Raw genomic sequence first — 23630 nt, 5'->3', positions numbered from 1 at the left:
TTCTCCAGTCAGGCCCGATGCCAAAGTTAGAAATTAGAAGTCCCATCAAGAGACAGCTATATCCATAAATTCATTTATGTTGTCGGTACACATCTTTATTTGGTATGTACCAGATTTTGATTATTAAGCTAACTGGCTTTTATGACGGTTAAATGAACAAAAAATGGCAGTTTAAAGATCGATGAATTTCTCAGGGCAAGAGATTAATTTTAATATGAAGCTTTTGTGAAAATGGTATTTGGACTATTTACGACCGTTTAAATTGGTTGTTAAAGTAACCGCACAGATTGGTATAGTCCAAATCAAATCACGAGAAATTGAACATGAGAAACGATTACTTATTACTGACACCAGGCCCACTATCGACTTCTGAAACCGTTCGCCAAGCGATGCTTAAAGATTGGTGTACTTGGGATGATGAATACAACAAAGACATTGTTGAAGTGATTCGTAGCAAGCTTGTGAATTTAGCGACTAAACAAGCGGGATACACGAGCGTATTAATGCAAGGTAGCGGTACCGCTTCAGTTGAAGCAACAATTGGTAGCGTTATCTCTAAAAATGGAAAGCTTCTTGTGGTGGATAACGGTGCGTACGGCGCTCGTATTGCTCAAATCGCAGAATATTTAAACATTCCATGCCATGTCGTTTCTCCTGGTGAAACATCACAGCCTGACTTGAACGAAATGGAAACGGCATTGGCCATGGATTCAGATATCACTCATGTTGCGATTGTGCATTGTGAGACCACTACTGGCATGCTGAATCCAATTGAAGACATTGCTAAATTGGCAAAACTGCACAACAAGACTGTCATTCTTGATGCAATGTCGAGCTTTGGTGGCATCCCTATGGATATTGCTGACTTAGGTATCGACTACATGATCAGCTCAGCTAACAAGTGCATCCAAGGTGTGCCAGGCTTCGGCTTTGTCATTGCTAAGCAATCAGAACTAGAAAAGTGCCAAGGCCAAGCTCGTTCACTAAGTCTTGATCTGTTTGACCAATGGCACTGCATGGAAATCAATCACGGTAAATGGCGCTTCACCTCCCCGACTCACACGGTGCGTGCTTTCTACCAAGCACTGCTTGAGCTTGAGCAAGAAGGTGGCATCGAAGCTCGTCATAATCGTTACCACACTAACCAAACTACGTTAGTTGCTGGCATGCGCTCTCTAGGGTTTGAACCACTGCTTACTGATGAACTTCACTCTCCTATCATCACCTCTTTCTATTCTCCAACTCATAGCGATTACCAATTTAAAGAGTTCTATGAGCGCTTGAAAGAGCAAGGATTTGTAATTTATCCGGGCAAGGTTTCAAACGCAGACTGCTTCCGCATTGGTAACATTGGTGAAGTTTATCCGTCTGATATTGAAGCCCTCATTGGCGCTGTTAAGAATGCTATGTACTGGGAAATTAAGTAATGACAATAATTAACCAAGAGCCAGCACTAAAGGCAACGCACTTTCGAAGTGAAGGCGACGTGAACACCACACCCGCACGTGAAAAGTGGAATGAGTCGTTAAACGATGAGGCGACTCAAGCGATGTTAAAACGCGACTCAGACGTGTTTCTCCATCAAGCGATGTCAACACCTTGCCTAGACACACTTGAAGCCGCTGAAGGCATTTACATTCAAGATGTGACGGGCAAAAAGTACATGGACTTTCATGGCAATAATGTCCATCAACTAGGTTATGGCCACCCACACATCATCAATAAAGTGACTCAACAAATGGCGTCATTGCCGTTTTCACCACGTCGCTTTACCAATGAAACAGCCGTGCAATGCGCTGAAAAGCTAACACAGATTTGCGGTGGTGAGTTGAACCGCGTGTTGTTTGCACCGGGTGGCACCTCTGTGATTGGTATGGCACTCAAACTGGCTCGACATGTCACCAACAACTTCAAAGTTGTTTCATTGTGGGATTCATTCCATGGCGCGTCATTGGATGCGATTTCTGTCGGTGGTGAAGCCTGTTTCCGCGAAGGTATGGGCCCGTTAATGGCTGGCGTAGAACGTATCCCACCAGCAGTTTCTTATCGTGGTGCTTTTCCGCTTAATGACACTTTATCGCTTCGCGGGCAAAACTCAGGCGGTGAAAGTGAGACATCATGTGATGTTCACTACGCCGATTACCTTGAGTATGTGATTGAAAAAGAAGGTGGTATTGGTGCCTTCATCGCCGAAGCAGTGCGTAACACCGATGTTCAAGTACCAAGCAAGGCTTATTGGAAGCGCATCCGTGAGATCTGTGATAAGCACAATGTCATGCTAATCATTGATGATATTCCAAACGGTATGGGACGAAGCGGCGAGTGGTTTACTCACCAAGCGTTTGATATCGAACCTGACATCCTATGTATTGGTAAAGGTTTTGGCGGTGGTTTAGTTCCAATTGCCGCCATGGTCACCAAAGACAAATACAACACGGCAGCACAAGTATCGCTTGGGCATTACACCCACGAGAAAAGCCCAATTGGCTGCGCAGCTGCTCTGGCAACCATGGAAGTGATTGAGCAAGAGAATTTACTTGAAAAAGTACAAGCGGACAGTGCATTCATGCGTGAGCAACTGCTTCAAATGAAAGAGAAATACCCAGTCATTGGCGACGTTCGCGGCATTGGCCTGCTTTGGGGCGTTGAGTTGGTCACCGACCATATCACCAAAACCCGAGCATTCGATGAAGCAGAAGCAGTACTTTATCAGTGTCTGAACGATGGTCTGAGCTTTAAGGTGTCTCAAGGTAATGTGATTCAGTTGAGCCCACCATTGATCATCAGCCGCAGCGAGCTGGAAGAAGCTCTGTCTGTATTTGAAAACGCGATAGCAAAAGTCTGTAAAGACTTTGAATACCTTTAAACCAATAACCTAAAACATCATTCGTCCCTCCCATGCTTCTAAATGGGAGTGGCAAAAAGGACACCACTATGAACACAACATCACCTATCCAAGCGGTTATCTTTGACTGGGCTGGCACTATCGTTGATTTTGGATCGTTTGCTCCAACCAGCATCTTCGTTGAAGCATTCAAACAAGGTTTCGACTTTGACATCGATTTAGCAGAAGCTCGTGAACCTATGGGCATCGGCAAATGGGATCACATCCAAGCAGTGGGTCGAATCCCTGCTGTTGATGCACGTTGGAACACACAATTCGGGCGTTCTATGACCAGTGAAGATGTTGATGCAATCTACGCGGCATTCATGCCTCTTCAAAAAGCCAAAGTTGCCGACCACGCAGCACCAATTTTAAACGCGATTGAAGTAGTGAATAACCTAAAAGAGAAAAACGTAAAAATCGGCTCTTGTTCCGGTTACCCACGTGAAGTGATGGATGTTCTAATTCCTGCAGCAGCAGATTACGGCTATCGTCCAGACAACGTGGTTGCAACCGATGATTTACCTCAAGGTGGTCGCCCTGCTCCATTCATGGCGCTTAAAAACGTGATAGACCTAGGCGTAACAAACGTTGCAGCCTGCGTAAAAGTGGATGACGCCGCACCAGGTATTGATGAGGGTCACAACGCAGGCATGTGGACGGTAGGCCTTGTTTTATCAGGCAACGAAGCAGGATTAACCTACCAAGAATACTTAGACGCAGGTGAAGCAACGCTTACGGCAGCGCGAGAAAAAGCGAGCGTTAAGCTAAACAAATCAAAACCACACTACCTAATCGATACCATCGCCGATTTGCCTGAAGTAATCGCTGATATCGAAAAGCGCTTATTGGCTGGCGAGCGTCCTTAAAGACACTCACCTTTCTACTCACACAAGCTTCATTTCAAAACGAAAGCCTCGCATTACCTTTACATAAGGTGATGCGAGGTTTCTTTATTTCCAATATTTGAGACAGCAATTAATTGACAAAAACGCCTGTAAATAGCACTTTGAATATATAAATCTTAACAACTTCATTGACTCCCACAAACAATCAGACTAACAATGTATTAACAGTTCCAAGATAGGTTCGAACTGGATCAACGCCTTGATTTGCTTACATTTGCAGTGTGCCTATCAGTAAGAAATCGTTTTAAAGGGCTGATTCAGATAACAATAAGAGTTAATCCAAGGATAAGATTATGAACAAACTCTCAAAGATTATGTGCGCCGTCATTGCAGCTTCAGGCTTTGCTGCTGCCCCGTCAATCGCTGCAACCACTTATGTTGGTGCGAAAGTCGGTATGGGGTGGCTCGATAGTGCTTGTGTAGACAGCGTGAACTGTGAAGATGATTCCGTAGCCGGTGGTCTTTACGGTGGCTACAACTTTACCGATAACATTGCACTGGAATTAAACGCAGACTACCTAGGTGACTACGACACTAGTTTTAATTACAACGGGACAACTCAGCGCTACAGTGATTCCATTATTGCGATATCGTTGAGCCCAATGTACCGATTAGCGATCAAACAAGAGTTTGATGTCTTCTTCAAAGCAGGCCCAGCTTACATCATACATGACGATGAAGATGATGTGGTACTGGCGCTGGGTATTGGTGCTGAGAAACAGTTTGCCGACGACTGGGCAGTGAGATTGGAATACCAATACTTCGATGATTTTGACGATAAGATCATCCAAAATCTAAACTCCAACCTTGTCACAGTGGGTCTTAGCTACAATTTCGGCACAGGCAATACAACCGCATCAGCGGCTGCAGCTTCTGCGGCGGCTGTGACTCAAGCACCTTCTGAACCAATCGCCGAGCCAGAAACAATGGTTGTTGAAGAGGAAGCTGAGGTAGTAGTTACCAAAGCGCAAACCGAGAGCTTCTCTCAAGGTACATTTGCGACTAACAGCACCGAGCTTTCAGACGAAGGTAAAGCCGCTGTACAGCCAATTGTGGAAGTCTTACAAACATACCCTCAGTCTACCGTTAACATTGTTGGTCACACAGATTCAACAGGTGCTGCTGAGTACAACATGATGATCTCTAAGAAACGTGCGGCAGCAGTAGCAGCATACATCGAAGAGCAAGGCATTGAGTCAAGCCGCATTACCGCTTCTGGTGAAGGGGAAGAAAACCCAATCGCATCAAACGATACAGCTGAAGGTCGTGCACAAAACCGTCGTGTTGAAGCAACAATTCCAAGCTTCGAGTACCAAGAAGACGTTCAAGTTGAAGAGGTTATCGTAGAGACAGTGGAATAATCGCATTCCGCCGCAATCACGATGTTTTCCTTAATAATAAGGGCGGAGCACTAATAAGTGCTCCGCCCTTTTTTATATCTGTTTGACATTGAAGCTAGCGGTCTAATTCTAATGCGCAGTCATTTACTCAGAATTAAATAATTTCCCAGCTGTGCGTCATTTCTACGCCTGCACCTAGCATTAGGCACACTGAACAGTATTTTTCTAATGAATCAGCGCATACTTTTGCAACCAACTCAGGATCAAGGTTGTCACCTGATACTTCAAAGTGGATGTTAATCGCGGTAAAGATTTTTGGCGCGGTTTCACGACGTGCAGTTTCAAGTTTTGCGTTACAGCCTGTAATGTTTTGACCAGCAGATTTCAATCCATCTACCACATCAACAGAGCTACAACCACCAGCGGCCATAAGGACCATTTCCATCGGGCTTGGCGCCGTTGCACCACCGCTGCCATCCATAACAATAGAGTGGCCTGATTGAGATTGACCCAAGAATTTAAAACCTTCGACCCATTTAACTTCTGCTTGCATGCTGTTCCTTAGATGACCGATAACCGCCATCACTGTCTGTTATTTATTGTTAGTACCGACACCCTACTACTGGCAGCATTCATGAGCAAGATTTTCTCTAACACATATTTTTTTCATGAATGGTGCAATTTTTTCCATCTAAAACCTGTCTCTATTCGTACATTCAAAATCGAATGAAAAAGAACGTCAAGATGAGGTATCTATGAATAAATTATCTAAAATATTGGTATCACTCGTGGTTGCACTACCACTGATTTCGTTGTTTGTCAGCCAAACTGGCACTGCCAATACAATGGATAAAACGGCTAATTCAGGGAAAAGTGAAATCGCGACACTCGCGGGCGGTTGTTTTTGGTGTACAGAGTCTGATCTAGAGAAACTAAAAGGCGTAACAGACGTTGTCTCTGGCTATTCTGGTGGCGAGCTAGAAAACCCAACCTACAAACAAGTTTCTTCAGGTAAGTCCGGTCACATCGAAGTGATCAACGTGACCTATAACCCTGATGTTGTTAGCTATGAACAGGTTCTTGACCAATTCTTCCGACATATCGATCCAACCGATGACAAAGGGTCATTCGTAGACCGTGGTCCGCAATATCGACCTGCCATTTTCTATCATAACCAAGAGCAAAAAGACGTTGCTCAAAGCTTTATGATGGAGATCGACAAAGCTCAAATCTTTGGTGCACCACTAGAAACAGAACTGATCAAATTTGAGAAGTTCTGGCCAGCAGAAGATTACCATCAAGATTATTACAAAAAGAGTAAGGTTCGTTATAACTACTACCGCTACGCTTCAGGTCGTGATCAGTATTTAGATAAAATCTTCGGTGATGATAGAAAGGATAACCCTAAAACACTTCGCCAGATTATCGACAGTAAGAATGCAACAGCCAATGCTAAAACATACGTAAAACCGTCTGATGCAGAGATCAAAGCGAAGCTTACAGCACTTCAATACGATGTAACGCAAGAAGACGCGACTGAGCGCCCATTTGACAACAAATATTGGGATAACAAAGAAGAAGGTATTTATGTTGATATCGTTACCGGTGAACCTTTGTTCTCGTCAAAAGACAAATACAAATCTGGTACGGGCTGGCCGAGCTTTACCCAACCAATCAACGAAGCTTACGTAGTGACAACCACAGACTACAAACTGTTGTACCCACGCACAGAAGTTCGTAGCCGATTTGGTGATTCTCACTTAGGCCATGTCTTCAAAGATGGTCCTAAACCAACAGGTTTACGTTACTGCATGAATTCAGCGGCGATGCGCTTTATCCCAGCAGATAAACTGGCTGAAGAAGGGTATGAAGAATACGTTGAGATGTTTGAGGGCTAAACATTCAGCAATTAACGCTACACCTATAACAACAAAGCCAGCATAACGCTGGCTTGATTTTTTCTAATTCATTTACAGACGCGCTAGCCTGTTAGAACCGTGTCTTCTGGATATTTGAGCAGTGAAGGCTCTGGTCGAGCTAACATATACGCCAACGTCAAAGGACCGATACGACCAATAACCATCACAACAATCATGATGTATTTGCCAGGTTCAGTTAGATTTGCGGTTAACCCAGCCGTCAATCCTACCGTTGCAAAGGCAGAAATCACCTCAAACATGACTCGATCAAACGCGGCTTTTTCGGTTAGCATTAACAAAAACATCGCTGTCGTTAATAACGCCCCACTGACCACAATAATGGCTAATGACTTTGTTACCGCCTGCCATGTAACCGTACGTTTAAACATCACGACGTGCTTTTTCTGACGTAGGAATGTCCAAGTCGCGACAAAAGCAACAGCAAAGGTTGATACCTTAATACCACCACCTGTTGAGGTAGAGCCTGCACCGATCAGCATCAATACAATCATCACCAACAAAGCAGGCTGCGTGTACTGAGATAAATCCACGCTATTAAAACCAGCGGTACGAGCACTTGCTGATTGGAAAAACGCCGCTAACCATTGGCCCTGAGTTGATAGCCCTTCCATAGTCGCAGAGTTGTTTCTTTCCAGTAGCCAAAATAATACTGTACCCACCAACAATAGAGTCGGGGTTGCAGTTAGCATGATCTTGGTATGTAAATGCAGATGATGAAAGCCTTTGCGCCAGTTACTCGATAAGTCACCGACCACCGTAAAGCCTAAACCACCAAAAATGAACAAAGCCGCTAAGGTAAAGATCACCAATGGGTCGTCAACAAAGCTCATCATACTATCTGAGAACAGAGCGAATCCCGCGTTATTGAATGCTGATATCGCATGAAAGAGTGCGTAGAAGCTGCCTGTTGCCCAGCCCATTTCAGGAACCCATCGGAAACAGAGCAATACAAAGCCAATAAACTCAGCCACTAGCGCAAAGATGATGATCTTCTTTACTAGCTTACGCAGGTTAATCTTGCGATCTTGCCCCAATGCTTCTTTTGCCAATGCCTGCTGCTTCAAGCTTAACCGAACACCAAACATGTACAGAAGAACCGCAGATAAGGTCATCTGCCCTAACCCGCCCACTTGCATCAAAAACATCAGCAAGATTTTTCCGGCCAAAGTAAAGTGTTCGCCCGTATCAACGACTCCTAGCCCTGTTACGCTGATTGCAGAAGTCGCAGTAAACAGTGCATCTGTGAAACTGAGCCCTGTGACAGAAAAAACCGGCATCGTGAGTAAGATGGCCGAGGGAATAAGAACCGCCAAAAAACTGGTCAGGATTATCTTAGGTTCAGAGCCTTTACGCGGCTTTTCATCTCTTGTGAGTGTGTAGAAAGTACCTTTTCGCTGAAACGAATTCATACTGTTACCCTATTACAAGTTCCCATTACCAATTACGTAGCTTTCTAGATAGGGTCTCTTTAGGCCCAGCGATGATCACCACATCTCCGATTTCTAAACTAATATCCAGCTCCGGTGCTTTAGTAAGATTAGGACCGCGCTTGAATCCAAGAACTTCGACACCTACCTCTTTGCAAAGCTTCAAATCACGAAGTTGCTTACCCAAGAGTTTTGAGCCAATAACAATTTCAGTCATCGCTAAATCACTGCCAAGGTCAATAAATTCAAGAACGCGCCTGTCCAGCATCTTACGCGCGACCCGAATTCCCATGTCTCGCTCCGGCATAATGATATGGTCAGCGCCAATTTTAGAAAGGATCTTGCCGTGGAACTTGTCGTTCGCCTTAACCCAAACCGTTTTAGCCCCCGACTCTTTTACGACGAGAGTAGTCAAAATGCTCGAGTTCACATCCGAACCAATCGAAACCATTACCATATCGTACTCGTCGAGCCTGAGCTCTTTAACCGTCTCTTCACTCGTACAGTTAGCAACAATCGCTTGTGAAACAATGGCCGCGGCTTCTTTCACTCGCTCTTCATCAATATCGACGGCTAATACCTGCGCCCCAGAACTTTGCAGCTCTTTACACACAGATAAACCAAAACGCCCTAAACCGATAACTGCATATTGTTTGTCGCTCATTTGAAATCCTGTTTAGAAATTTTAATAACACGGGATAGTCAAACCTACATTAGTTTCTATCTCAAAAAAAGTTAGTTCTGCAATAATAAGGTTATACTATTGTCATAATCGCTTGATTTATAAAGGTAGAGAACAACTCGAGTTTCTGCTAATTTCCAATTCATAATTTCTGCGGCAGCACACACAATGAATGAATTCTTAACCCAAGTACAAACCTACATTAACCAGAGCCATAGTGATTGGGCCAACAGTGTCCTATTCATCACTATTGCAAGTTTTCTCGCTTGGGTAGCTTGGCGAATTATCCACAATCGCTTAGAAATTCTGGTACAGAAAACCCCTTTTCACTGGGATGACCTGCTACTAGCAGCACTGAAAACTCCAGTCAGTACGTTACTTTGGTGTTGGCCGGCAACTGTCTCTATTGGCTTGATCCTTCAAGACCAGTTTGGCAACGAAATCAACTGGTTAAAAACACTAAAACACATTTTAATCATATGTACTTTCGTTTGGTTCACCTTGCGAATGATCACCAATACTGAAACGTACGTCTTAGAACAGAAAAACAGAGATGAAACGACAGTACAGGCGATTGCAAAAGTAGCGCGCCTATTCTTTATGGTCATGGGTGGCCTGACGATCATGCAAGCATTCGGTCTCAGCCTATCAGGCTTGCTGACCTTTGGTGGTGTGGGTGGTTTGATTGTCGGTTTGGCAGCAAAAGATCTACTCTCGAACTTCTTTGGTGGCATGATGATCTACTTCGACCGACCTTTTAAAGTCGGTGATTGGATTCGCTCTCCTGACCGTCAAATCGAAGGTACCGTCGAACGTATTGGCTGGCGCATGACCATCATTCGTACGTTCGATAAACGCCCGCTGTACGTGCCAAACTCGGTATTCAGTAATATTGTGGTGGAGAACCCATCACGAATGTTAAACCGCCGAATTAATGAAACCTTTGGGCTTCGTTACGAAGACGCGAGCAAGTTAGCTGTTATCGTGAATGACGTGAAAGCCATGCTTGAAACGCACCCAGACATCGATGCTAAGCAGACGCTCATCGTGAATTTCGATAAGTTTGGCCCATCAACACTGAACTTCTTTATCTACACCTTCACTAAAACCGTCAACTGGGTGCGATACCATGAGGTAAAACAAGACGTGCTACTGCAGGTGCTAGCAATCATTCACAAGCACAACGCAGATATCGCTTTCCCAACTCAAACACTAAAAATCGATCCGCAAGGTTTGAGTGAAGTTCAGGATATGACACTTCCTAGTGCAGAAGGACCTCGATAGCACAACGGCTCTACTGTTTATCGACAAGTAAGTCGCTTATCGATAATTAAAAAGTGTGAAGCGTGGTAACATGGCGCCAGAATTTTAATGCACCCTGTACCACGCTATGATTTTACCTGTCATTCTAGCTGGCGGCTCTGGTAGCCGCCTCTGGCCCCTGTCTCGCGAGCTTTATCCAAAGCAGTTCCTCAATATTGCTGGCGAACAATCGATGCTTCAGCAAACCCTTTTACGCCTGCAAGGTCTTGAAGCGAACTTAAGTAACGCAGAATGCGCTGCTCCGTTCATTATCTGTAATGAAGAGCACCGCTTCATTGCTGCAGAACAAGCTCGATCGGCTAACATTGCACACAGTGGTATTTTGCTGGAACCTGTCGGAAGAAATACAGCTCCCGCCATCGCACTCGCTGCATTACAGTCTTTAAATCACACAAGCGGTAACCAACAAAATGAGTCAGATCCAATATTATTGGTACTGGCCGCTGATCATCACATCGCTAAAACAGCTGAATTTCAGCAAACGGTGGCAAGAGGCGTTGAATATGCAAAACAAGGTAGGCTGGTTACTTTTGGGATTACTCCAAGCGCCCCAGAAACTGGCTATGGTTATATAAAACAAGGAGAACCACTCTCCCATCATGCTTTTGCCATTGAGTGTTTCGTTGAAAAACCCGACCTAGCCACCGCAGAACAATACGTTAATTCGGGGCAATACCTCTGGAACAGCGGCATGTTTATGTTTAAAGCATCACGCTACTTAGAAGAGCTAGCAAAACATCACCCACAGATCCTTGAGGCCTGTAGACGCTCGCTCGAAAAACAAAATACCGACCTCGACTTTATCCGTATTGACGCTGAAGAATTCAAAAGCAGCCCGAGCGACTCTATCGACTATGCCGTGATGGAAAAAACGTCGGATGCTGCGGTGATCCCTATGGATGTTGGTTGGAATGATATTGGTTCATGGTCTGCAATCTGGGATGTCAGTGATAAAGATGAACACAACAATGTGATTGAAGGCGATGTGTTAATTGTCGATTCTCAGCACAACTATATCCACGCTGAAAACAAACTGGTTGCGACTGTAGGTGTCGAGAATCTCATTATTGTCGAAACAAAAGACGCCATACTCGTCGCGAACAAAGACAAAGTTCAAGACGTGAAATCGATTGTCAGCCAACTGAATCAAGCAGATCGCACAGAACATGTGCATCATCGAGAAGTGTTTAGACCTTGGGGTAAATACGATGTAATCGACTTAGGCAAACGCGACAAGGTTAAACGTATCACCGTAAAACCCGGTCACAAGCTATCCCTGCAGATGCATCACCATCGAGCAGAACACTGGGTTGTTGTTGCAGGTGTTGCGAAGGTGACCAATGATGAGAAAACCTATCTCGTTGAAGAAGACCAATCCACTTATATTCCGCTAGGACACATACACAGCCTAGAAAATCCAGGGGACAATCCACTCGAAATGATCGAAGTACAAACCGGTAGCCATTTGAGTGAAGGCGACATTATTCGATATCAAGATAGTTACGGGCGAAGCGGACAGTCTAGCTCACCTCAAATCAACAAATCGAACTAAAGCAGCGACGATACAATGAAACAGAATTTAGACCTCAGCTGCTTTAAAAATAACGATATCCGCGGCATCATCGGTGAGCAAATCGACGAGCACCTTGCCTACCTGCTTGGTAGAGCATTTGGCGAATATGTCCTTGCCAATACGTCTAAAACTTCATTCGATGAGCGAGCGCAAGTAGTCATTGGTCGTGATAATCGCGAAACCTCACTACCACTACAGAAAGCGATAACCAAGGGATTGATTGAATCAGGGATCAACGTGGTAGATCTCGGTATGACAGGTACAGAAGAAGTCTACTTTGCGACTCGCCACCTACAAGCCATTGGCGGAGTCCAGATTACGGCAAGCCACAATCCAATCAATTACAACGGCATGAAGTTGGTCGGTCTAGACGCTAATCCAATCAGTAAAAACAATGGGTTAGATGTAATTAAACAGCGTATAGAAGTTCTAGATCATGAGAGAATCAGCGAACAACCGATCAGCCATGAACAAGCCGATAATTTCATTAGAACCACCAGTATTCTCGCTCCTTATGTTGATCACCTACTCTCTTACATAAAGCCGTCAAAGCTATCACCGATGAAGATTGTTGTTAACGCGGGAAACGGCGTTGCTGGGCATGTCATTGATGCCTTAGAGACCAAATTCAATGAACTGAATGCTCCAATCACCTTCATCAAAGTTCATCACACTCCGGATGGGATGTTCCCAAATGGCATCCCTAATCCTTTACTTAAAGAAAACCAAGCTGCTACCCGCGACGCCGTTTTAGAGCACTCCGCAGACCTTGGTATCGCCTGGGATGGTGATTTTGATCGTTGTTTCTTCTTTGATGAAAAAGGTAATTACATTGAGGGTTACTACATCGTCGGTCTGCTAACCGAAGCCTTCTTACTGAAGGTTTCCAATGCAACTGTACTACACGACATGCGCATGACATGGAATACAATAGAGATTGCAGAAAAGCTCGGGGGAAACGCTGTTGGCGTAAAAGCTGGGCACGCTTTGATCAAAGAGAAAATGCGAGAGCTCAACGCTGTGTACGGTGGAGAGATGAGTGCACATCACTACTTCCGTGACTTTGGGTACTGCGACTCAGGGATGATTCCTTGGCTACTCGTCATTGAACTAATCAGTAGGACTCAACAATCTCTTCATCAACTTATCAGCTCTAGCATAGAAAGATTCCCCTCTTCTGGAGAGATAAATCGCAAGGTAGCAGACCCAGAACATGTTATGGCTCGTGTACTTTCGTGCTACCAAAAGCGTGCTGTAGGCATAGATCATGCCGACGGTATCAGCATGGATATGGGCACTTGGCGCTTTAACTTAAGGAAGTCAAATACAGAGCCACTAATCCGGCTTAACGTAGAAACCAAGCGAGATAAAGCCTTGCTAACCGAAAAGGTGACAGAGCTACTTAGCCTCATAAAATAGGTATTCCCTATTCTGTATTTATACATAAAAGCCGTAAATTGCTGCGGCTTTACCATTATGCTTTTGAGGTTCCCCTCACCAACAAACACAATTATTTCAATTGGCGAGATGTATAGGTTTCGCTCTTCACGCCAGAGCCTTTGCGTTTTTTCATTGTTACTTTTACTGAGCGCTTTGCATCAGCAACATCATATCGAATCGCTTGGCCTAAGAACTTATCGTTACGCTTGAGTTCTCTAGCTTCTAACTTGATCGTTTTGTTACCGCGGTTCACGTCACAACGGTAATCCCAATCGTTCTGCCCATCTTTCAAGCTAAGCAAGATACGCTGGTTACTTTTTCCTGATGTCGCTTTAATACCACGAGGTTGCTTGTCGATTGCTAGTGCGAGACCAGCTTTACACAACTGCTCTGCATTAAAGCCTGTTGCAGCTTGTGCATTTGATATAGAAAACGTGTTTACTGCAATTAATACAACACTCGCCAATACTGCCTTCATTGATACGACTCTTCAGTTTATGGAACACCACACCATTTAACCATTCACTATACGATAAGTAAATGATTTTATGGAATAGCGAACCTTAAATTGAAACGTGTATTAAAAAGCCCTTACTCACGAAAGCGAGTAAGGGCTTCAATTGTCTAAGTCGTTCTAGAGACTAATTAAGTCACTAATTTACTTGTTACGGCGAGCTTCAACTGCATCTGCCAGTTGACGAAGTACTGTTTCAGTATCTTCCCAACCAATACAAGCATCAGTAATTGACTGGCCGTATGTTGGAGCTTTGCCGTCAACCAAATCCTGGCGCCCTTCAACTAGATGAGATTCGATCATCACACCAAAGATAGCTTTGTCACCACCAGAGATCTGTGCGCTCACGTCATCCGATACGTTCAGTTGGCGCTTAAATTGCTTAGAGCTGTTTGCGTGGCTAAAGTCGATCATTACTTTCTGTGGTAGGCCTGAGGCTTCAAGCTCTTGCTTGATCTTACCAACGTGCTCTGCGCTGTAGTTTGGCTCTTTACCACCACGTAGGATGATATGACAGTCTGGGTTGCCAGCCGTTTCAACGATAGCTGAATGGCCGTACTTAGTTACAGACAAGAAGTGGTGAGAAGCACTTGCAGAGCGGATTGCGTCTGTAGCGATCTTGATGTTGCCATCAGTACCATTCTTGAAACCAACAGGGCATGAAAGACCAGAAGCTAGCTCACGGTGAACTTGAGATTCCGTAGTACGTGCGCCAATTGCACCCCAGCTGATTAAGTCTGCTACGTATTGAGGCGTGATCATGTCTAGGAATTCACTTGCCGTCGGCATACCCATATCTGTCAGATCAAGCAGTAACTTACGTCCAAGACGCAGACCATCGTTTAGCTTGAACGTGTCATCCATGTACGGGTCATTGATCAGGCCTTTCCAGCCAACGGTAGTACGTGGTTTTTCAAAGTAAACACGCATTACGATTTCAAGCTTATCGCCTAGTTCGTCACGTAGTACTTTCAAACGCTTACCGTATTCAAGAGCCGCTTCTGGTTCATGAATAGAACATGGACCAACAATAACCAACAGGCGGTCATCGTTGTCTTCTAGAATGTTGTGAATTGCTTTACGGCTTTCAAAGGTTGTAGAAGAAGCAACTTCTGTCGCTGGAAACTTTTCTAAAACAGCAACAGGGGGTAATAACTCTTTTACTTTGTTAATTCTTACATCATCAGTCTGGAACATTGCTTACTTCTTCCTATATCTATCCTTGAGCTGAATGTACGTTATCTCAAGTAACTTTCCATCAGCACATATCTTCTTGTTCCCTGTAACTTAACTAGTAAAAACGCCAGTTTCAATCACTAATTTAAAAAGAACGCAATTTTTTTTGTGTTTTATATTTAAAACACCCTGTATAACTTTATTTACACGCTATCGATTGCGCAATTTCAATAGGATAACGTTGAATGTTTTTTCACCCATCACTTGTCAACAAAACTGTTCTATCAACAGAAACAAAAAGCCCACGCTGTTAACGTGAGCTTTATAATTAATTACATTCTTTTCAATGGCTTGACGACACTGTCGAGCCCTTCTATTTTTAGCGCTAGGCACAGTTTGAGCAAGTCACCTAGCTCACCGTTTGGGAACCCTTTCTTGTCGAACCACAACAAATATTCTTCTGGTAAGTCAATTAGTGTGCGGCCGGCGTACTTTCCAAATGGCATCTGCATTCGAGCCAACTTAATCAGGTTCTCTTTCTCTAGCATTGTTCCGTCTTTCTATGCGTCATCGATGTTCTGTAGAGTATCACCTAAACGTTCAACCCAATAGTTGATTGCATCTTTGGCATCATCAAGTGAATCGATCATAGTTGAAAAGTCTTTATTTCCGGCTTCACGATCGATCGCTGCGAACAGTGGTGTGCCATCTTGAGCGTCACTCACCAGCAGCTCGACACTCGCACTACCAACATTGGTGTGCTCTCCTGTCGCAACTTTGGAGATGGTCGACATGGCAAGCCCAAACGGTAAGACACTACTGGTAACGGCTAAGATGGGGTTTGGGGTTTCAACGTTACTCAACGCGATACTCAGGCGTAATGTTTTACCCGACGGCTCGTCGACGATTACTTTATGAGGTGATATTTTCTCCTCTAATCGACTCACCATGTGGTCGGTAAGTTCCTGAATTTCTTCTTGATCTAACGAACCTTCTTCGGCAAGCACAAAGATTTGGTCAATAACGACAGAATCATAATCATCCAACTTGCTCTTCAAGCGATCGGCGTCACGCAGCCCTAACCTTGCCCAAACGAGATCAACTCCCCCATCAGGGCCAGGCTGAAAATCTTCATAAGTGGTGAATTTGGTAGCAGTCTTGATTGGGCCGCCTGCACAACCAAACAAAAAGATGCTGGTTGCGACAAGCAAAAATAGTTTTAGAGAATTCATAGCGGACTTAGATTGGAAGAAAAACACCCAAGTATGCTATACCATATGTGAAAAGTTTGTAGAAAAAGGAGCTATAACTCAGAGCTAACTCTAAAATTAGTTGTGTTGAACAGTGTGAGCATACTCTACGATCACTTGATTTCCTTCGATGTAGGCATTTTGGATCTCTCCATCCACACTCATTCTACTTTTCAAATAGACGACTTTAGGACCAGAGTCATTTCCTTCTTTAAGTGACGGGAATACGTTTCTCGGCTCCAAATGAAGTAGACGACAGAAATGGCTCACAAATGACATAGTCAGCGGCGACTCCCCTCGCAGCACATTTGAGAAATCAAGCTGACTCATTCCAAGCTTCTTTGAAAACTCCATCTGCGTGATTCGCATTCGTGATTTTTGTGACATCCACGTTTGGTACAACGCTTCTCTATCTTGTTCAGTGAATTCCATACTGACTCCTTTATATAATTCATACCAATTAATTGTCCGGTTTTTCATACATAGCGTGTCAGGGTTCGGTTAGTGGAAGCCAAAGGTTTGGTTTTGATATGCGCTCAATTGTTATCCAGTACAAAACTAAAAAGACAAAACCATTCACAAAAACAATTAGAGCAAATGCTTTCTTAATTTATTTCAATCACTTATAGGTAAATAAAGAATACATTTAGCAAGTTAATTTGTGACAAGAATTAAAAGTTCGAGATTAGCATTCCACATTTCAATCTATTCATTCGCATTTATAAAACGCGTTGACTACATTTCGCTTGCTTAAACGCACTTCTGGCAAACTATTTGAAAGAATAGGACGCAAAGCCACCGGTCTGTCGACAATTATTCTGTCTATGATAGCGGAGCTGCCACTTAATAGGATTTAAGTGCAAATGCGTGCCGGAGTGTTCTCTTTTTTTGTCGGCCAAATACAGTAAGGACAAATAATGAAACAACTCCCAAAAAAATCACTCATCGCTCTGTCGCTACTAAGCGTTAGCGGTGCAAGCTTCGGTCACGGTTATGTCTCGGCATACAATAATGGCGTCGCTGAAAGCCGTGTAGCGCTGTGTAAGTTCCCTGCGAGTGATACACAAGAGAAGAACACCAACTGTGGTGGTATCCAATACGAACCGCAAAGTGTCGAAGGTCCTGAAGGCTTCCCAGAGGTTGGCCCTGCAGATGGAGAAATCGCTAGTGCGCAATCATCTTTAGCGGCTGCGCTAGACGAGCAAACGGCAGACCGTTGGGTTAAACGCCCTATCCAATCTGGCTCTAAATACTTTGAGTGGACATTCACAGCAAACCACGTGACTCACGATTGGAAATACTACATTACAAAACCAGACTGGAATCCAAACCAGCCTTTGGCTCGCAGTTCTTTTGATCTAACGCCATTCTGTGTAGTCGAAGGCAATATGGAACAGCCACCAATGCAAGTAAGCCACTTGTGTAATGTCCCTGAGCGTGAAGGCTACCAAGTGATTCTTGCTGTTTGGGATGTGGGTGATACTGCAATGGCTTTCTACAACGTTATTGATGTGAAATTTGATGGCGATGGTCCGATCATTCCTGATTGGGATCAAGGTGGTCAAATCAACCCAACTCGCGACCTAAACATCGGTGATGCCGTTTACACTCGTGTCTTTGACCAATCTGGTGAGAACGCTTCATACAGCACTGAGCTAGTCATTGAGAACAACGAACAAGGTAAAGCGAATAACTGGTCTTATGCATTGGCATCAAAGATCAACCAAGAGCAGACGCAAATCAAAGCGGGTCAATTGAGCGACCAAGGTGATTTCGCTCCTGTATACGGCTCAAATCCAGTTTACTTAAAAGCAGGTTCAGGCTTTAAGAGCGTAGAGATCGGCTACAAGATTGATACTCCAGAGCCAGAGCATGAAGTTGAAGTAACAGGTTTAGAATCAGAGTACATTATCGATGAGAGTCAACCGACTCAACTTGATCTTACTCTAGCGGCAACAGGCGATGTTCAAGCAGAACTCACGGTATACAACCACCATCGTGAAGCACTTGCGTCTCAGAAATCTGAACTTAAAGACGGACAAGTTGAAGATGTTCAATTGACTCTGTCTAAATCTGAAGCTGGCCACCACATGCTTGTGGTTGTAACTAAGGATGACCAAGGCAACTTAGTTGATCAGAACACGCTTGATTTCCACCTTATGGACGAGCAAACACCGCCACCAGCAGGCGATTACGATTTCGTATTCCCTGAAAGTATTGAATCTTACACTGAAGGTACAAAAGTACTGAGCAGCGACGGTAGCGTTTATCAATGTAAAGAGTTCCCATACTCTGGTTACTGTATTCAGTGGGCACCAACGGCAACTCAATACGAACCTGGCGTAGGTTCACACTGGCAAGATGCTTGGTACAAAGTCGACTAATTGATCGCTCTGTATTTACTTTCATGTGAATAAAACTAAGCAATCAGCCAAACAAAACGGATGCCAAGCGCATCCGTTTTTTTATTCAGTATTCATCTACAAATCTGGTATTAAAGAAGGTAATGGTCTGCCAACAAAGCCACAAACAAGATCATGAGGTGATAAATAGAGAACTTAAATGTCTTCATCGCCATGTTAGGCTCATCGCGATACTTCAATACCCAGGCATGATACACAAACCCACCGTTGAGCACCAAAGACGCGCTCAGGTATATCCAACTGCTCATTCCAACTAATACTGGCAGCACACACACGATGCTTAGCAATAGCGTATACAGCAGAATTGAAGTCTTGGTGTACGCTATCCCATGCGTCACAGGCAACATCGGAATATCTACCTTGGCATATTCGTCACGACGATGAATCGCAAGCGCCCAAAAGTGAGGAGGCGTCCAGATGAAGATAATCATCACGAGCAACCATGCATTGGAATGTAACTCGTTAGTCACTGCCGTCCAACCCAATAAAGGTGGCATTGCCCCTGCGATCCCTGCAATGACAATGTTCTGTGGCGTCGCTCGTTTTAAATACATGGTGTAGATAACCGCATAACCCAATAGGCTCGCAAAGGTTAGCCAAGCCGTAAGCGGGTTAACTAACAAGGCTAACGTCACAAAGCCCAGTAAGCCGATACCTGCTGCAAAGGCGAATACTCGTACGCTACTGAGCTCACCCGATGGTAAAGGACGACGATTAGTTCGAGACATTTGCCCATCGATCTTCTTGTCGATCAAATGATTAAATGCAGCGGCTGAACCCGCCATCAACCCTATCCCTATCATGCCAAATAATGCTTGCTGTAATGGCAATCCATTAGGCACAGCTAAACACATGCCTACTAATGCCGTTAACAGCATCAAAGCAACCACTTTTGGCTTAGTCAGTGTTAAATAGACCTTCCAAGCCGCTTTGTTTTTAGCAGCAACTTCATTACTTGAAGCGGTATCTTGCACCACTATTTGATGCTGTGTTGAAGTTCTACTGACCATGATTACCTCCTTGTAATACACTGTTCTTTACCAAGCTCTCACTTGGTTTTCGTTGCCACACTACAAAGTTTGTCACAACCAAACTGACAAGCAGCATCGCCGCAACTAAGTTATGCAGCACTGCCACTGAAATCGGTAGATGGAACCACACGTTACTGATCCCTAGACTGACTTGCACGGCTAATACCAACGCCACAATGACACCCAGTTTTTGGTGCGCTGTTTGACCAAACTTCCACAACTGATACACGACCATTAGCACCGTTATCGTTGCCACAATAGCGCCAAACCTATGCATGACATGTATGGTGAGCCTTGCTGGATACTCGAGTACACCAAACTCATAGTTATCATGGCCATGCTGCGCAAAGTCGAACGCATTCTTAAAGTCTAAGTAGCTTGTCCAATTCCCTTCACAGATAGGCAGTTGAGTACATACCAGCGCGGCATAATTTGAAGACGTCCAACCGCCAAGTAAGATCTGCCCAATTACAACTACCAAGCCAAAAAGTGCAGCAAACTTGATAGTCGCCGAGTGTGTCGTTTCACCGAAGCGAGTCTGGAAATTAGAGAGGCGACAATAGAGTAAGCAGAGCAAAGACAGTAAAGTAAACCCTCCCATCAAATGCGCCATCACCACAACTGGCATCAGCTTGAGCGTTACAGTCCACATACCCAATAATGCCTGAAAGATCACCGTTGCCGAAATAAGTAACGGTAGCCCAGCAGAGGTGATGTTCTTCTTAATACACCAAGCGACGACGACAAAGATGAGAAGCCCTAACGAACCAGCAAAGTAGCGATGTATCATCTCTATCCAAGCTTTATCGGCCTCAAGAGCACGTTCAGGGAATTGGAGATTGGCTTGGTTTACCGCTTGTGCATCAGACGGTACTGTGAGCTTTCCATAACAACCAGGCCAGTCAGGGCAACCAAGCCCAGCATCCGATAATCGGGTATAAGCACCGAGCACAATCACTGTCAGCGTCAGTAAGATAATCACTCGCATCACGAGCATGAGTAAATCAGGGGCTTTGTTCTGCATCGTTTATCTCCCTATACTTATTCCCTTTCGCTGGCAGAGTTCAGTCACCACAGTCAAACTGATTCGCTTATCAGCTACCCAACACGTGACAGCTTAAGAAGCTTTCTTAAATCATGAATCATGCCTTTGGACTGCCCGACTAACTGCGACGGTTCTGAGACACTTTTGTATTCCATAACGAGTTGACCAAGGGGATCAATGATAACAATCGAAGCTGGCGCGAACTTGGTGCTTAACTGCTCCCTACCAGACAGAAATGACAAATCAGGTTTGTTAAATGCTCCTGGTAATGCATCCCCTTCAGAGACAAAAACCACAGCTGTCACTCGTTCCTTATTCTTCCCCAGCGCCAAATAGCTTTGATTCAAGTAGTGAAGTTGTTGTTCGCATAAGCTATCGCAGTCCGTTGGCGCAATATAACCCACCAACCACCCTTCTCCTTCCTCCGGAGCCGTCAGCCCAAAATCTTGTAGAGTCACTCTTGGCTCAACTAACTCCCCCGTATTTGTCACACCAGATGTGTACCAATTTTGCTCTAATACAGTTTTAGCGATAATGGCAGGTAAGGCGAAGACCAAAATCAATCCGATGAGTACAAGTCGACCACGTGAGCGGCGCTGTTTAAACGCCACAAGATTTGCATCGGTACTTTTCTTTTTAGTTTGTGTTTGAGACTTATCCATTTTGATTCCCTGTATTCGTCGCTGCCGATCGCTAACCTTGTTTATGTCGTTGCAAGCATTTACTTCTTATTCATGTGTCTATGTTTCTTCAAATATCTAAACCCAATCAAAAGCATCAGCGAAAGCAATACTGCAGCCATCACAAACCATTGAAATGAGTAACCAAAGTGCTTCTCAGACTTCATCGCAGTCGGGCGCCATAGCATTTCATAAGGCCATGAATCTAAGCTCTGAGGTTGAAAAATGAACGGCAACACCTCTTGTCCTATGTATTGTGATAATGCTTCTATGTTGATGTTTTGAATCCTTTTCGGCGTCGTGTTTTCTAGACCAAGTTCCTGACTTAACGGATTAACCGAACGTGTATACAAGCGACCAGACATCTCGATTGGTAGCGTTATCTTTCCTATTTGTGGAAGCTCTCTTCTGTCATTACTTGCTGCAACGAATCCAAGATCGATCAAAAGCTGTTTTCTTCCATCTTGAGTTTGAACCTCGCCCAGCATGTAAATCACATACCCCACCGTTCCTTGATTGATTTGATTGTCTAGCAAGAGAATTAAACCACTCGATTTCACTAACTCAACGTCAGCTTTCAAGCCATTTAAGGTCGAAGGGAGCACAGGCTGCTGAGTTCCAACGCTTGCCTCTCTCCATTCATTGAGCACTGCATCTAGTGGTTTAGAAGGTTGCGTTGCTCTCTGCGATAGCTGCTGCTCATAACGTAGTTTCTCGTTACCTCTGTCTAACTGCCATAAACCCAACTTGATTAAAGTGCCGACTGAAACCAAAGTTAAAGCAACCGCAAACCAAAAACCTTTACTGCGGAACTTTCGCTCATCATGATTCAAACGGTTTGGAGTTATCACTATGGCGTCACCTACCTTTATCCTGTTATTCAAAGTTGTGTTGGTTGCCCTGCTGTTTTTCATCGCATTCAACTTAATGAAAGGGCTTATACAAATCGCTTCGAGCAAACACAATGGCAAAAAGCTGAGTCACTTCTTGGGGCGCCGAGTCATGTGGTCAGCTGTTGCTGTGTTACTGCTATTGCTAGCTTTAGGATCTGGAGTTATAACGCCCAACCCTCGTCCTTATTAAAGCCTTTAGCTTTGTCGCTTCGCTAAAGGACGTAAACAAACACGAATAATCCTAACCAAACCACATCAACAAAGTGCCAATACCAACTGCCGGCTTGGAATGCAAAATGGTCTTTGGGTGTAAAATGATCTTTGGCAACCCTAGCCAACAGGACGATTAAAAAGATAGTCCCTAAGCAGACATGTAAACCATGGAAACCCGTCAGTAAAAAGAAGGTGTTGCCATAGATTCCCGATTGAAGGGTCAGCCCCATATCTTGGTAAGCATGGATATACTCTTCAACTTGGAAAAATAGGAAGAACCCAGCCAGAACGATAGTGATCTCTAACCAAACGATTAATGCCATGCGCTTGTTTTGTTCGAGGCTTAGATGCGCCATATGTAGCGTGATGGAAGAGAGTAATAGGATAATGGTGTTCTTAAGAGGGATACCTTGCCACGGCATAGCTTGTGTTGTTACACCATCCGGTGTCGTAGTCAGCGGCCACATTGATTGGAACATTGGCCACAACACTTCGTGAGTCATTTCATTATTGCCCGCCCCGCCAATCCATGGGACAGAAATCATACGAGCGTAGAACAGCGCACCAAAGAAAGCACCGAAGAACATGATTTCAGAAAAGATAAACCAACTCATGCCTTGTCTGAAAGAGCGGGATATTTGCTCAGAATAGAGACCGCTCAAGGATTCCGTTATCACATTGCTAAACCAACCCGCAAGCATGTACAGCAACACCGCAAATCCAACAAACAGCACAGTCTTACCGAACACACCACCAGCGCCATCAGTGCCCATGTTTTGGACGGTTAATCCAGCTCCAACGGCAACAAGAAACAGCGCAACGGCACCGACTAATGGCCAATGGCTTTGATGTGGAACGAAATAAACTTCCTTTTTAGAACTCATCGCT

At 44.4% G+C, this 23630-nt stretch carries 23 protein-coding genes and 1 riboswitch; of the genes, 10 read left to right on the top strand and 13 right to left on the bottom strand.

What is annotated here, in order from left to right; genetic code table 11:
• Positions 1-323: 323 nt before the first annotated feature.
• The 4 genes from phnW to L0991_21765 all read left to right on the top strand — a co-directional run bounded on the left by phnW (position 324) and on the right by L0991_21765 (position 5153).
• Positions 324-1427: a 2-aminoethylphosphonate--pyruvate transaminase gene (gene phnW, locus L0991_21780; GenBank protein XGB64645.1), complete on the top strand. Its 1104-nt coding sequence runs from the start codon at positions 324-326 to the stop codon at positions 1425-1427.
• The gene (locus tag L0991_21775; protein ID XGB64644.1) at positions 1427-2866 is read left to right on the top strand and encodes an aspartate aminotransferase family protein; all 1440 of its coding nucleotides are present in this window, start codon (positions 1427-1429) and stop codon (positions 2864-2866) included. Before phnW ends, L0991_21775 begins: the two co-directional genes overlap by 1 nt.
• A gap of 68 nt (positions 2867-2934) precedes the next feature.
• Complete coding sequence (locus L0991_21770; protein ID XGB64643.1) at positions 2935-3753, top strand: phosphonoacetaldehyde hydrolase; 819 nt, start codon at positions 2935-2937, stop codon at positions 3751-3753.
• Between the two features lie 332 nt (positions 3754-4085).
• Complete coding sequence (locus L0991_21765; protein ID XGB64642.1) at positions 4086-5153, top strand: OmpA family protein; 1068 nt, start codon at positions 4086-4088, stop codon at positions 5151-5153.
• A gap of 133 nt (positions 5154-5286) precedes the next feature.
• On the opposite strand, the gene L0991_21760 is transcribed toward L0991_21765, so the two are convergent.
• The gene (locus L0991_21760) at positions 5287-5685 is read right to left on the bottom strand and encodes an OsmC family protein (GenBank protein ID XGB64641.1); all 399 of its coding nucleotides are present in this window, start codon (positions 5683-5685) and stop codon (positions 5287-5289) included.
• Between the two features lie 202 nt (positions 5686-5887).
• Here L0991_21760 and msrB point away from each other — a divergent pair, with 202 nt between their 5' ends.
• Positions 5888-7030: a peptide-methionine (R)-S-oxide reductase MsrB gene (msrB, locus tag L0991_21755; GenBank protein XGB64640.1), complete on the top strand. Its 1143-nt coding sequence runs from the start codon at positions 5888-5890 to the stop codon at positions 7028-7030.
• 83 nt (positions 7031-7113) lie between these two features.
• On the opposite strand, the gene L0991_21750 is transcribed toward msrB, so the two are convergent.
• Positions 7114-8481: a TrkH family potassium uptake protein gene (locus L0991_21750; GenBank protein ID XGB64639.1), complete on the bottom strand. Its 1368-nt coding sequence runs from the start codon at positions 8479-8481 to the stop codon at positions 7114-7116.
• Between the two features lie 25 nt (positions 8482-8506).
• Positions 8507-9163 (bottom strand): TrkA family potassium uptake protein, encoded by a 657-nt coding sequence (locus L0991_21745; GenBank protein XGB64638.1) that lies wholly within the window; start codon positions 9161-9163, stop codon positions 8507-8509.
• 186 nt (positions 9164-9349) lie between these two features.
• On the opposite strand from L0991_21745, the gene L0991_21740 reads away from it, so the two are divergent.
• From L0991_21740 to L0991_21730, 3 genes are all read left to right on the top strand, one after another.
• Complete coding sequence (locus L0991_21740) at positions 9350-10465, top strand: mechanosensitive ion channel family protein (GenBank protein XGB64637.1); 1116 nt, start codon at positions 9350-9352, stop codon at positions 10463-10465.
• A gap of 106 nt (positions 10466-10571) precedes the next feature.
• Positions 10572-12056, top strand: coding sequence for a mannose-1-phosphate guanylyltransferase/mannose-6-phosphate isomerase (locus L0991_21735; protein ID XGB64636.1), 1485 nt, complete (start codon positions 10572-10574; stop codon positions 12054-12056).
• A gap of 15 nt (positions 12057-12071) precedes the next feature.
• On the top strand, positions 12072-13496 hold the full coding sequence (locus tag L0991_21730) for a phosphomannomutase CpsG (protein XGB64635.1): 1425 nt from the start codon (positions 12072-12074) through the stop codon (positions 13494-13496).
• Between the two features lie 91 nt (positions 13497-13587).
• Here L0991_21730 and L0991_21725 read toward each other — a convergent pair whose 3' ends face one another.
• The 5 genes from L0991_21725 to L0991_21705 form a co-directional block, all read right to left on the bottom strand.
• Positions 13588-13995: a hypothetical protein gene (locus L0991_21725; GenBank protein XGB64634.1), complete on the bottom strand. Its 408-nt coding sequence runs from the start codon at positions 13993-13995 to the stop codon at positions 13588-13590.
• Positions 13996-14175: 180 nt separating this feature from the next.
• Positions 14176-15228 carry a 3-deoxy-7-phosphoheptulonate synthase AroG gene (gene aroG / locus L0991_21720; protein ID XGB64633.1) on the bottom strand — a complete coding sequence of 351 codons (1053 nt, stop codon included), beginning with the start codon at positions 15226-15228 and terminating at the stop codon, positions 14176-14178.
• Positions 15229-15539: 311 nt separating this feature from the next.
• Positions 15540-15755: a DUF3820 family protein gene (locus L0991_21715; protein ID XGB64632.1), complete on the bottom strand. Its 216-nt coding sequence runs from the start codon at positions 15753-15755 to the stop codon at positions 15540-15542.
• Positions 15756-15767: 12 nt separating this feature from the next.
• Entirely contained in the window at positions 15768-16439 is a 672-nt protein-coding gene (locus L0991_21710) for a DUF3313 domain-containing protein (protein XGB64631.1), read from the bottom strand.
• Between the two features lie 96 nt (positions 16440-16535).
• Positions 16536-16889, bottom strand: coding sequence for a transcriptional regulator (locus L0991_21705; GenBank protein XGB64630.1), 354 nt, complete (start codon positions 16887-16889; stop codon positions 16536-16538).
• Between the two features lie 322 nt (positions 16890-17211).
• A riboswitch (cyclic di-GMP riboswitch) is annotated at positions 17212-17301 on the top strand.
• Positions 17302-17374: 73 nt separating this feature from the next.
• Here L0991_21705 and gbpA point away from each other — a divergent pair.
• Positions 17375-18841 (top strand): N-acetylglucosamine-binding protein GbpA, encoded by a 1467-nt coding sequence (gene gbpA, locus L0991_21700; GenBank protein ID XGB64629.1) that lies wholly within the window; start codon positions 17375-17377, stop codon positions 18839-18841.
• A 110-nt stretch (positions 18842-18951) separates the two neighbouring features.
• On the opposite strand, the gene cyoE is transcribed toward gbpA, so the two are convergent.
• The 4 genes from cyoE to L0991_21680 form a co-directional block, all read right to left on the bottom strand.
• A complete protein-coding gene (cyoE, locus tag L0991_21695; GenBank protein ID XGB64628.1) occupies positions 18952-19890 on the bottom strand; it encodes a heme o synthase in 939 nt (312 codons plus the stop codon).
• On the bottom strand, positions 19880-20935 hold the full coding sequence (locus L0991_21690; GenBank protein ID XGB64627.1) for a COX15/CtaA family protein: 1056 nt from the start codon (positions 20933-20935) through the stop codon (positions 19880-19882). The genes cyoE and L0991_21690 overlap by 11 nt, the downstream gene beginning before the upstream one ends.
• Before the next feature lie 74 nt (positions 20936-21009).
• Positions 21010-21618 (bottom strand): hypothetical protein, encoded by a 609-nt coding sequence (locus L0991_21685; protein XGB64626.1) that lies wholly within the window; start codon positions 21616-21618, stop codon positions 21010-21012.
• Between the two features lie 59 nt (positions 21619-21677).
• Positions 21678-22550, bottom strand: coding sequence for an SURF1 family protein (locus L0991_21680; protein XGB64625.1), 873 nt, complete (start codon positions 22548-22550; stop codon positions 21678-21680).
• Here L0991_21680 and L0991_21675 point away from each other — a divergent pair.
• Complete coding sequence (locus L0991_21675; protein XGB64624.1) at positions 22489-22719, top strand: DUF2909 domain-containing protein; 231 nt, start codon at positions 22489-22491, stop codon at positions 22717-22719. The genes L0991_21680 and L0991_21675 overlap by 62 nt on opposite strands.
• A gap of 22 nt (positions 22720-22741) precedes the next feature.
• Here L0991_21675 and L0991_21670 read toward each other — a convergent pair whose 3' ends face one another.
• On the bottom strand, positions 22742-23626 hold the full coding sequence (locus L0991_21670; protein ID XGB64623.1) for a cytochrome c oxidase subunit 3: 885 nt from the start codon (positions 23624-23626) through the stop codon (positions 22742-22744).
• Between the last annotated feature and the right edge of the window lie 4 nt (positions 23627-23630).

The sequence above is a fragment of the Vibrio chagasii genome, assembly GCA_041879415.1.
Classification (GTDB): domain Bacteria; phylum Pseudomonadota; class Gammaproteobacteria; order Enterobacterales; family Vibrionaceae; genus Vibrio.
Note: the sequence above shows the minus strand (reverse complement) of the source record. Positions and strands in the feature narration are given on the sequence as shown.

Excerpts from the sequence above, each read along its gene's own strand:
- phnW (XGB64645.1), top strand. The coding sequence starts at position 324 with ATGAGAAACGATTACTTATTACTGACACCAGGCCCACTATCGACTTCT.
- L0991_21775 (XGB64644.1), top strand. The coding sequence starts at position 1,427 with ATGACAATAATTAACCAAGAGCCAGCACTAAAGGCAACGCACTTTCGA.
- L0991_21770 (XGB64643.1), top strand. The coding sequence starts at position 2,935 with ATGAACACAACATCACCTATCCAAGCGGTTATCTTTGACTGGGCTGGC.
- L0991_21765 (XGB64642.1), top strand. The coding sequence starts at position 4,086 with ATGAACAAACTCTCAAAGATTATGTGCGCCGTCATTGCAGCTTCAGGC.
- L0991_21760 (XGB64641.1), bottom strand. The coding sequence starts at position 5,685 with ATGCAAGCAGAAGTTAAATGGGTCGAAGGTTTTAAATTCTTGGGTCAA.
- msrB (XGB64640.1), top strand. The coding sequence starts at position 5,888 with ATGAATAAATTATCTAAAATATTGGTATCACTCGTGGTTGCACTACCA.
- L0991_21750 (XGB64639.1), bottom strand. The coding sequence starts at position 8,481 with ATGAATTCGTTTCAGCGAAAAGGTACTTTCTACACACTCACAAGAGAT.
- L0991_21745 (XGB64638.1), bottom strand. The coding sequence starts at position 9,163 with ATGAGCGACAAACAATATGCAGTTATCGGTTTAGGGCGTTTTGGTTTA.
- L0991_21740 (XGB64637.1), top strand. The coding sequence starts at position 9,350 with ATGAATGAATTCTTAACCCAAGTACAAACCTACATTAACCAGAGCCAT.
- L0991_21735 (XGB64636.1), top strand. The coding sequence starts at position 10,572 with ATGATTTTACCTGTCATTCTAGCTGGCGGCTCTGGTAGCCGCCTCTGG.
- L0991_21730 (XGB64635.1), top strand. The coding sequence starts at position 12,072 with ATGAAACAGAATTTAGACCTCAGCTGCTTTAAAAATAACGATATCCGC.
- L0991_21725 (XGB64634.1), bottom strand. The coding sequence starts at position 13,995 with ATGAAGGCAGTATTGGCGAGTGTTGTATTAATTGCAGTAAACACGTTT.
- aroG (XGB64633.1), bottom strand. The coding sequence starts at position 15,228 with ATGTTCCAGACTGATGATGTAAGAATTAACAAAGTAAAAGAGTTATTA.
- L0991_21715 (XGB64632.1), bottom strand. The coding sequence starts at position 15,755 with ATGCTAGAGAAAGAGAACCTGATTAAGTTGGCTCGAATGCAGATGCCA.
- L0991_21710 (XGB64631.1), bottom strand. The coding sequence starts at position 16,439 with ATGAATTCTCTAAAACTATTTTTGCTTGTCGCAACCAGCATCTTTTTG.
- L0991_21705 (XGB64630.1), bottom strand. The coding sequence starts at position 16,889 with ATGGAATTCACTGAACAAGATAGAGAAGCGTTGTACCAAACGTGGATG.
- gbpA (XGB64629.1), top strand. The coding sequence starts at position 17,375 with ATGAAACAACTCCCAAAAAAATCACTCATCGCTCTGTCGCTACTAAGC.
- cyoE (XGB64628.1), bottom strand. The coding sequence starts at position 19,890 with ATGGTCAGTAGAACTTCAACACAGCATCAAATAGTGGTGCAAGATACC.
- L0991_21690 (XGB64627.1), bottom strand. The coding sequence starts at position 20,935 with ATGCAGAACAAAGCCCCTGATTTACTCATGCTCGTGATGCGAGTGATT.
- L0991_21685 (XGB64626.1), bottom strand. The coding sequence starts at position 21,618 with ATGGATAAGTCTCAAACACAAACTAAAAAGAAAAGTACCGATGCAAAT.
- L0991_21675 (XGB64624.1), top strand. The coding sequence starts at position 22,489 with ATGGCGTCACCTACCTTTATCCTGTTATTCAAAGTTGTGTTGGTTGCC.
- L0991_21680 (XGB64625.1), bottom strand. The coding sequence starts at position 22,550 with ATGAAAAACAGCAGGGCAACCAACACAACTTTGAATAACAGGATAAAG.
- L0991_21670 (XGB64623.1), bottom strand. The coding sequence starts at position 23,626 with ATGAGTTCTAAAAAGGAAGTTTATTTCGTTCCACATCAAAGCCATTGG.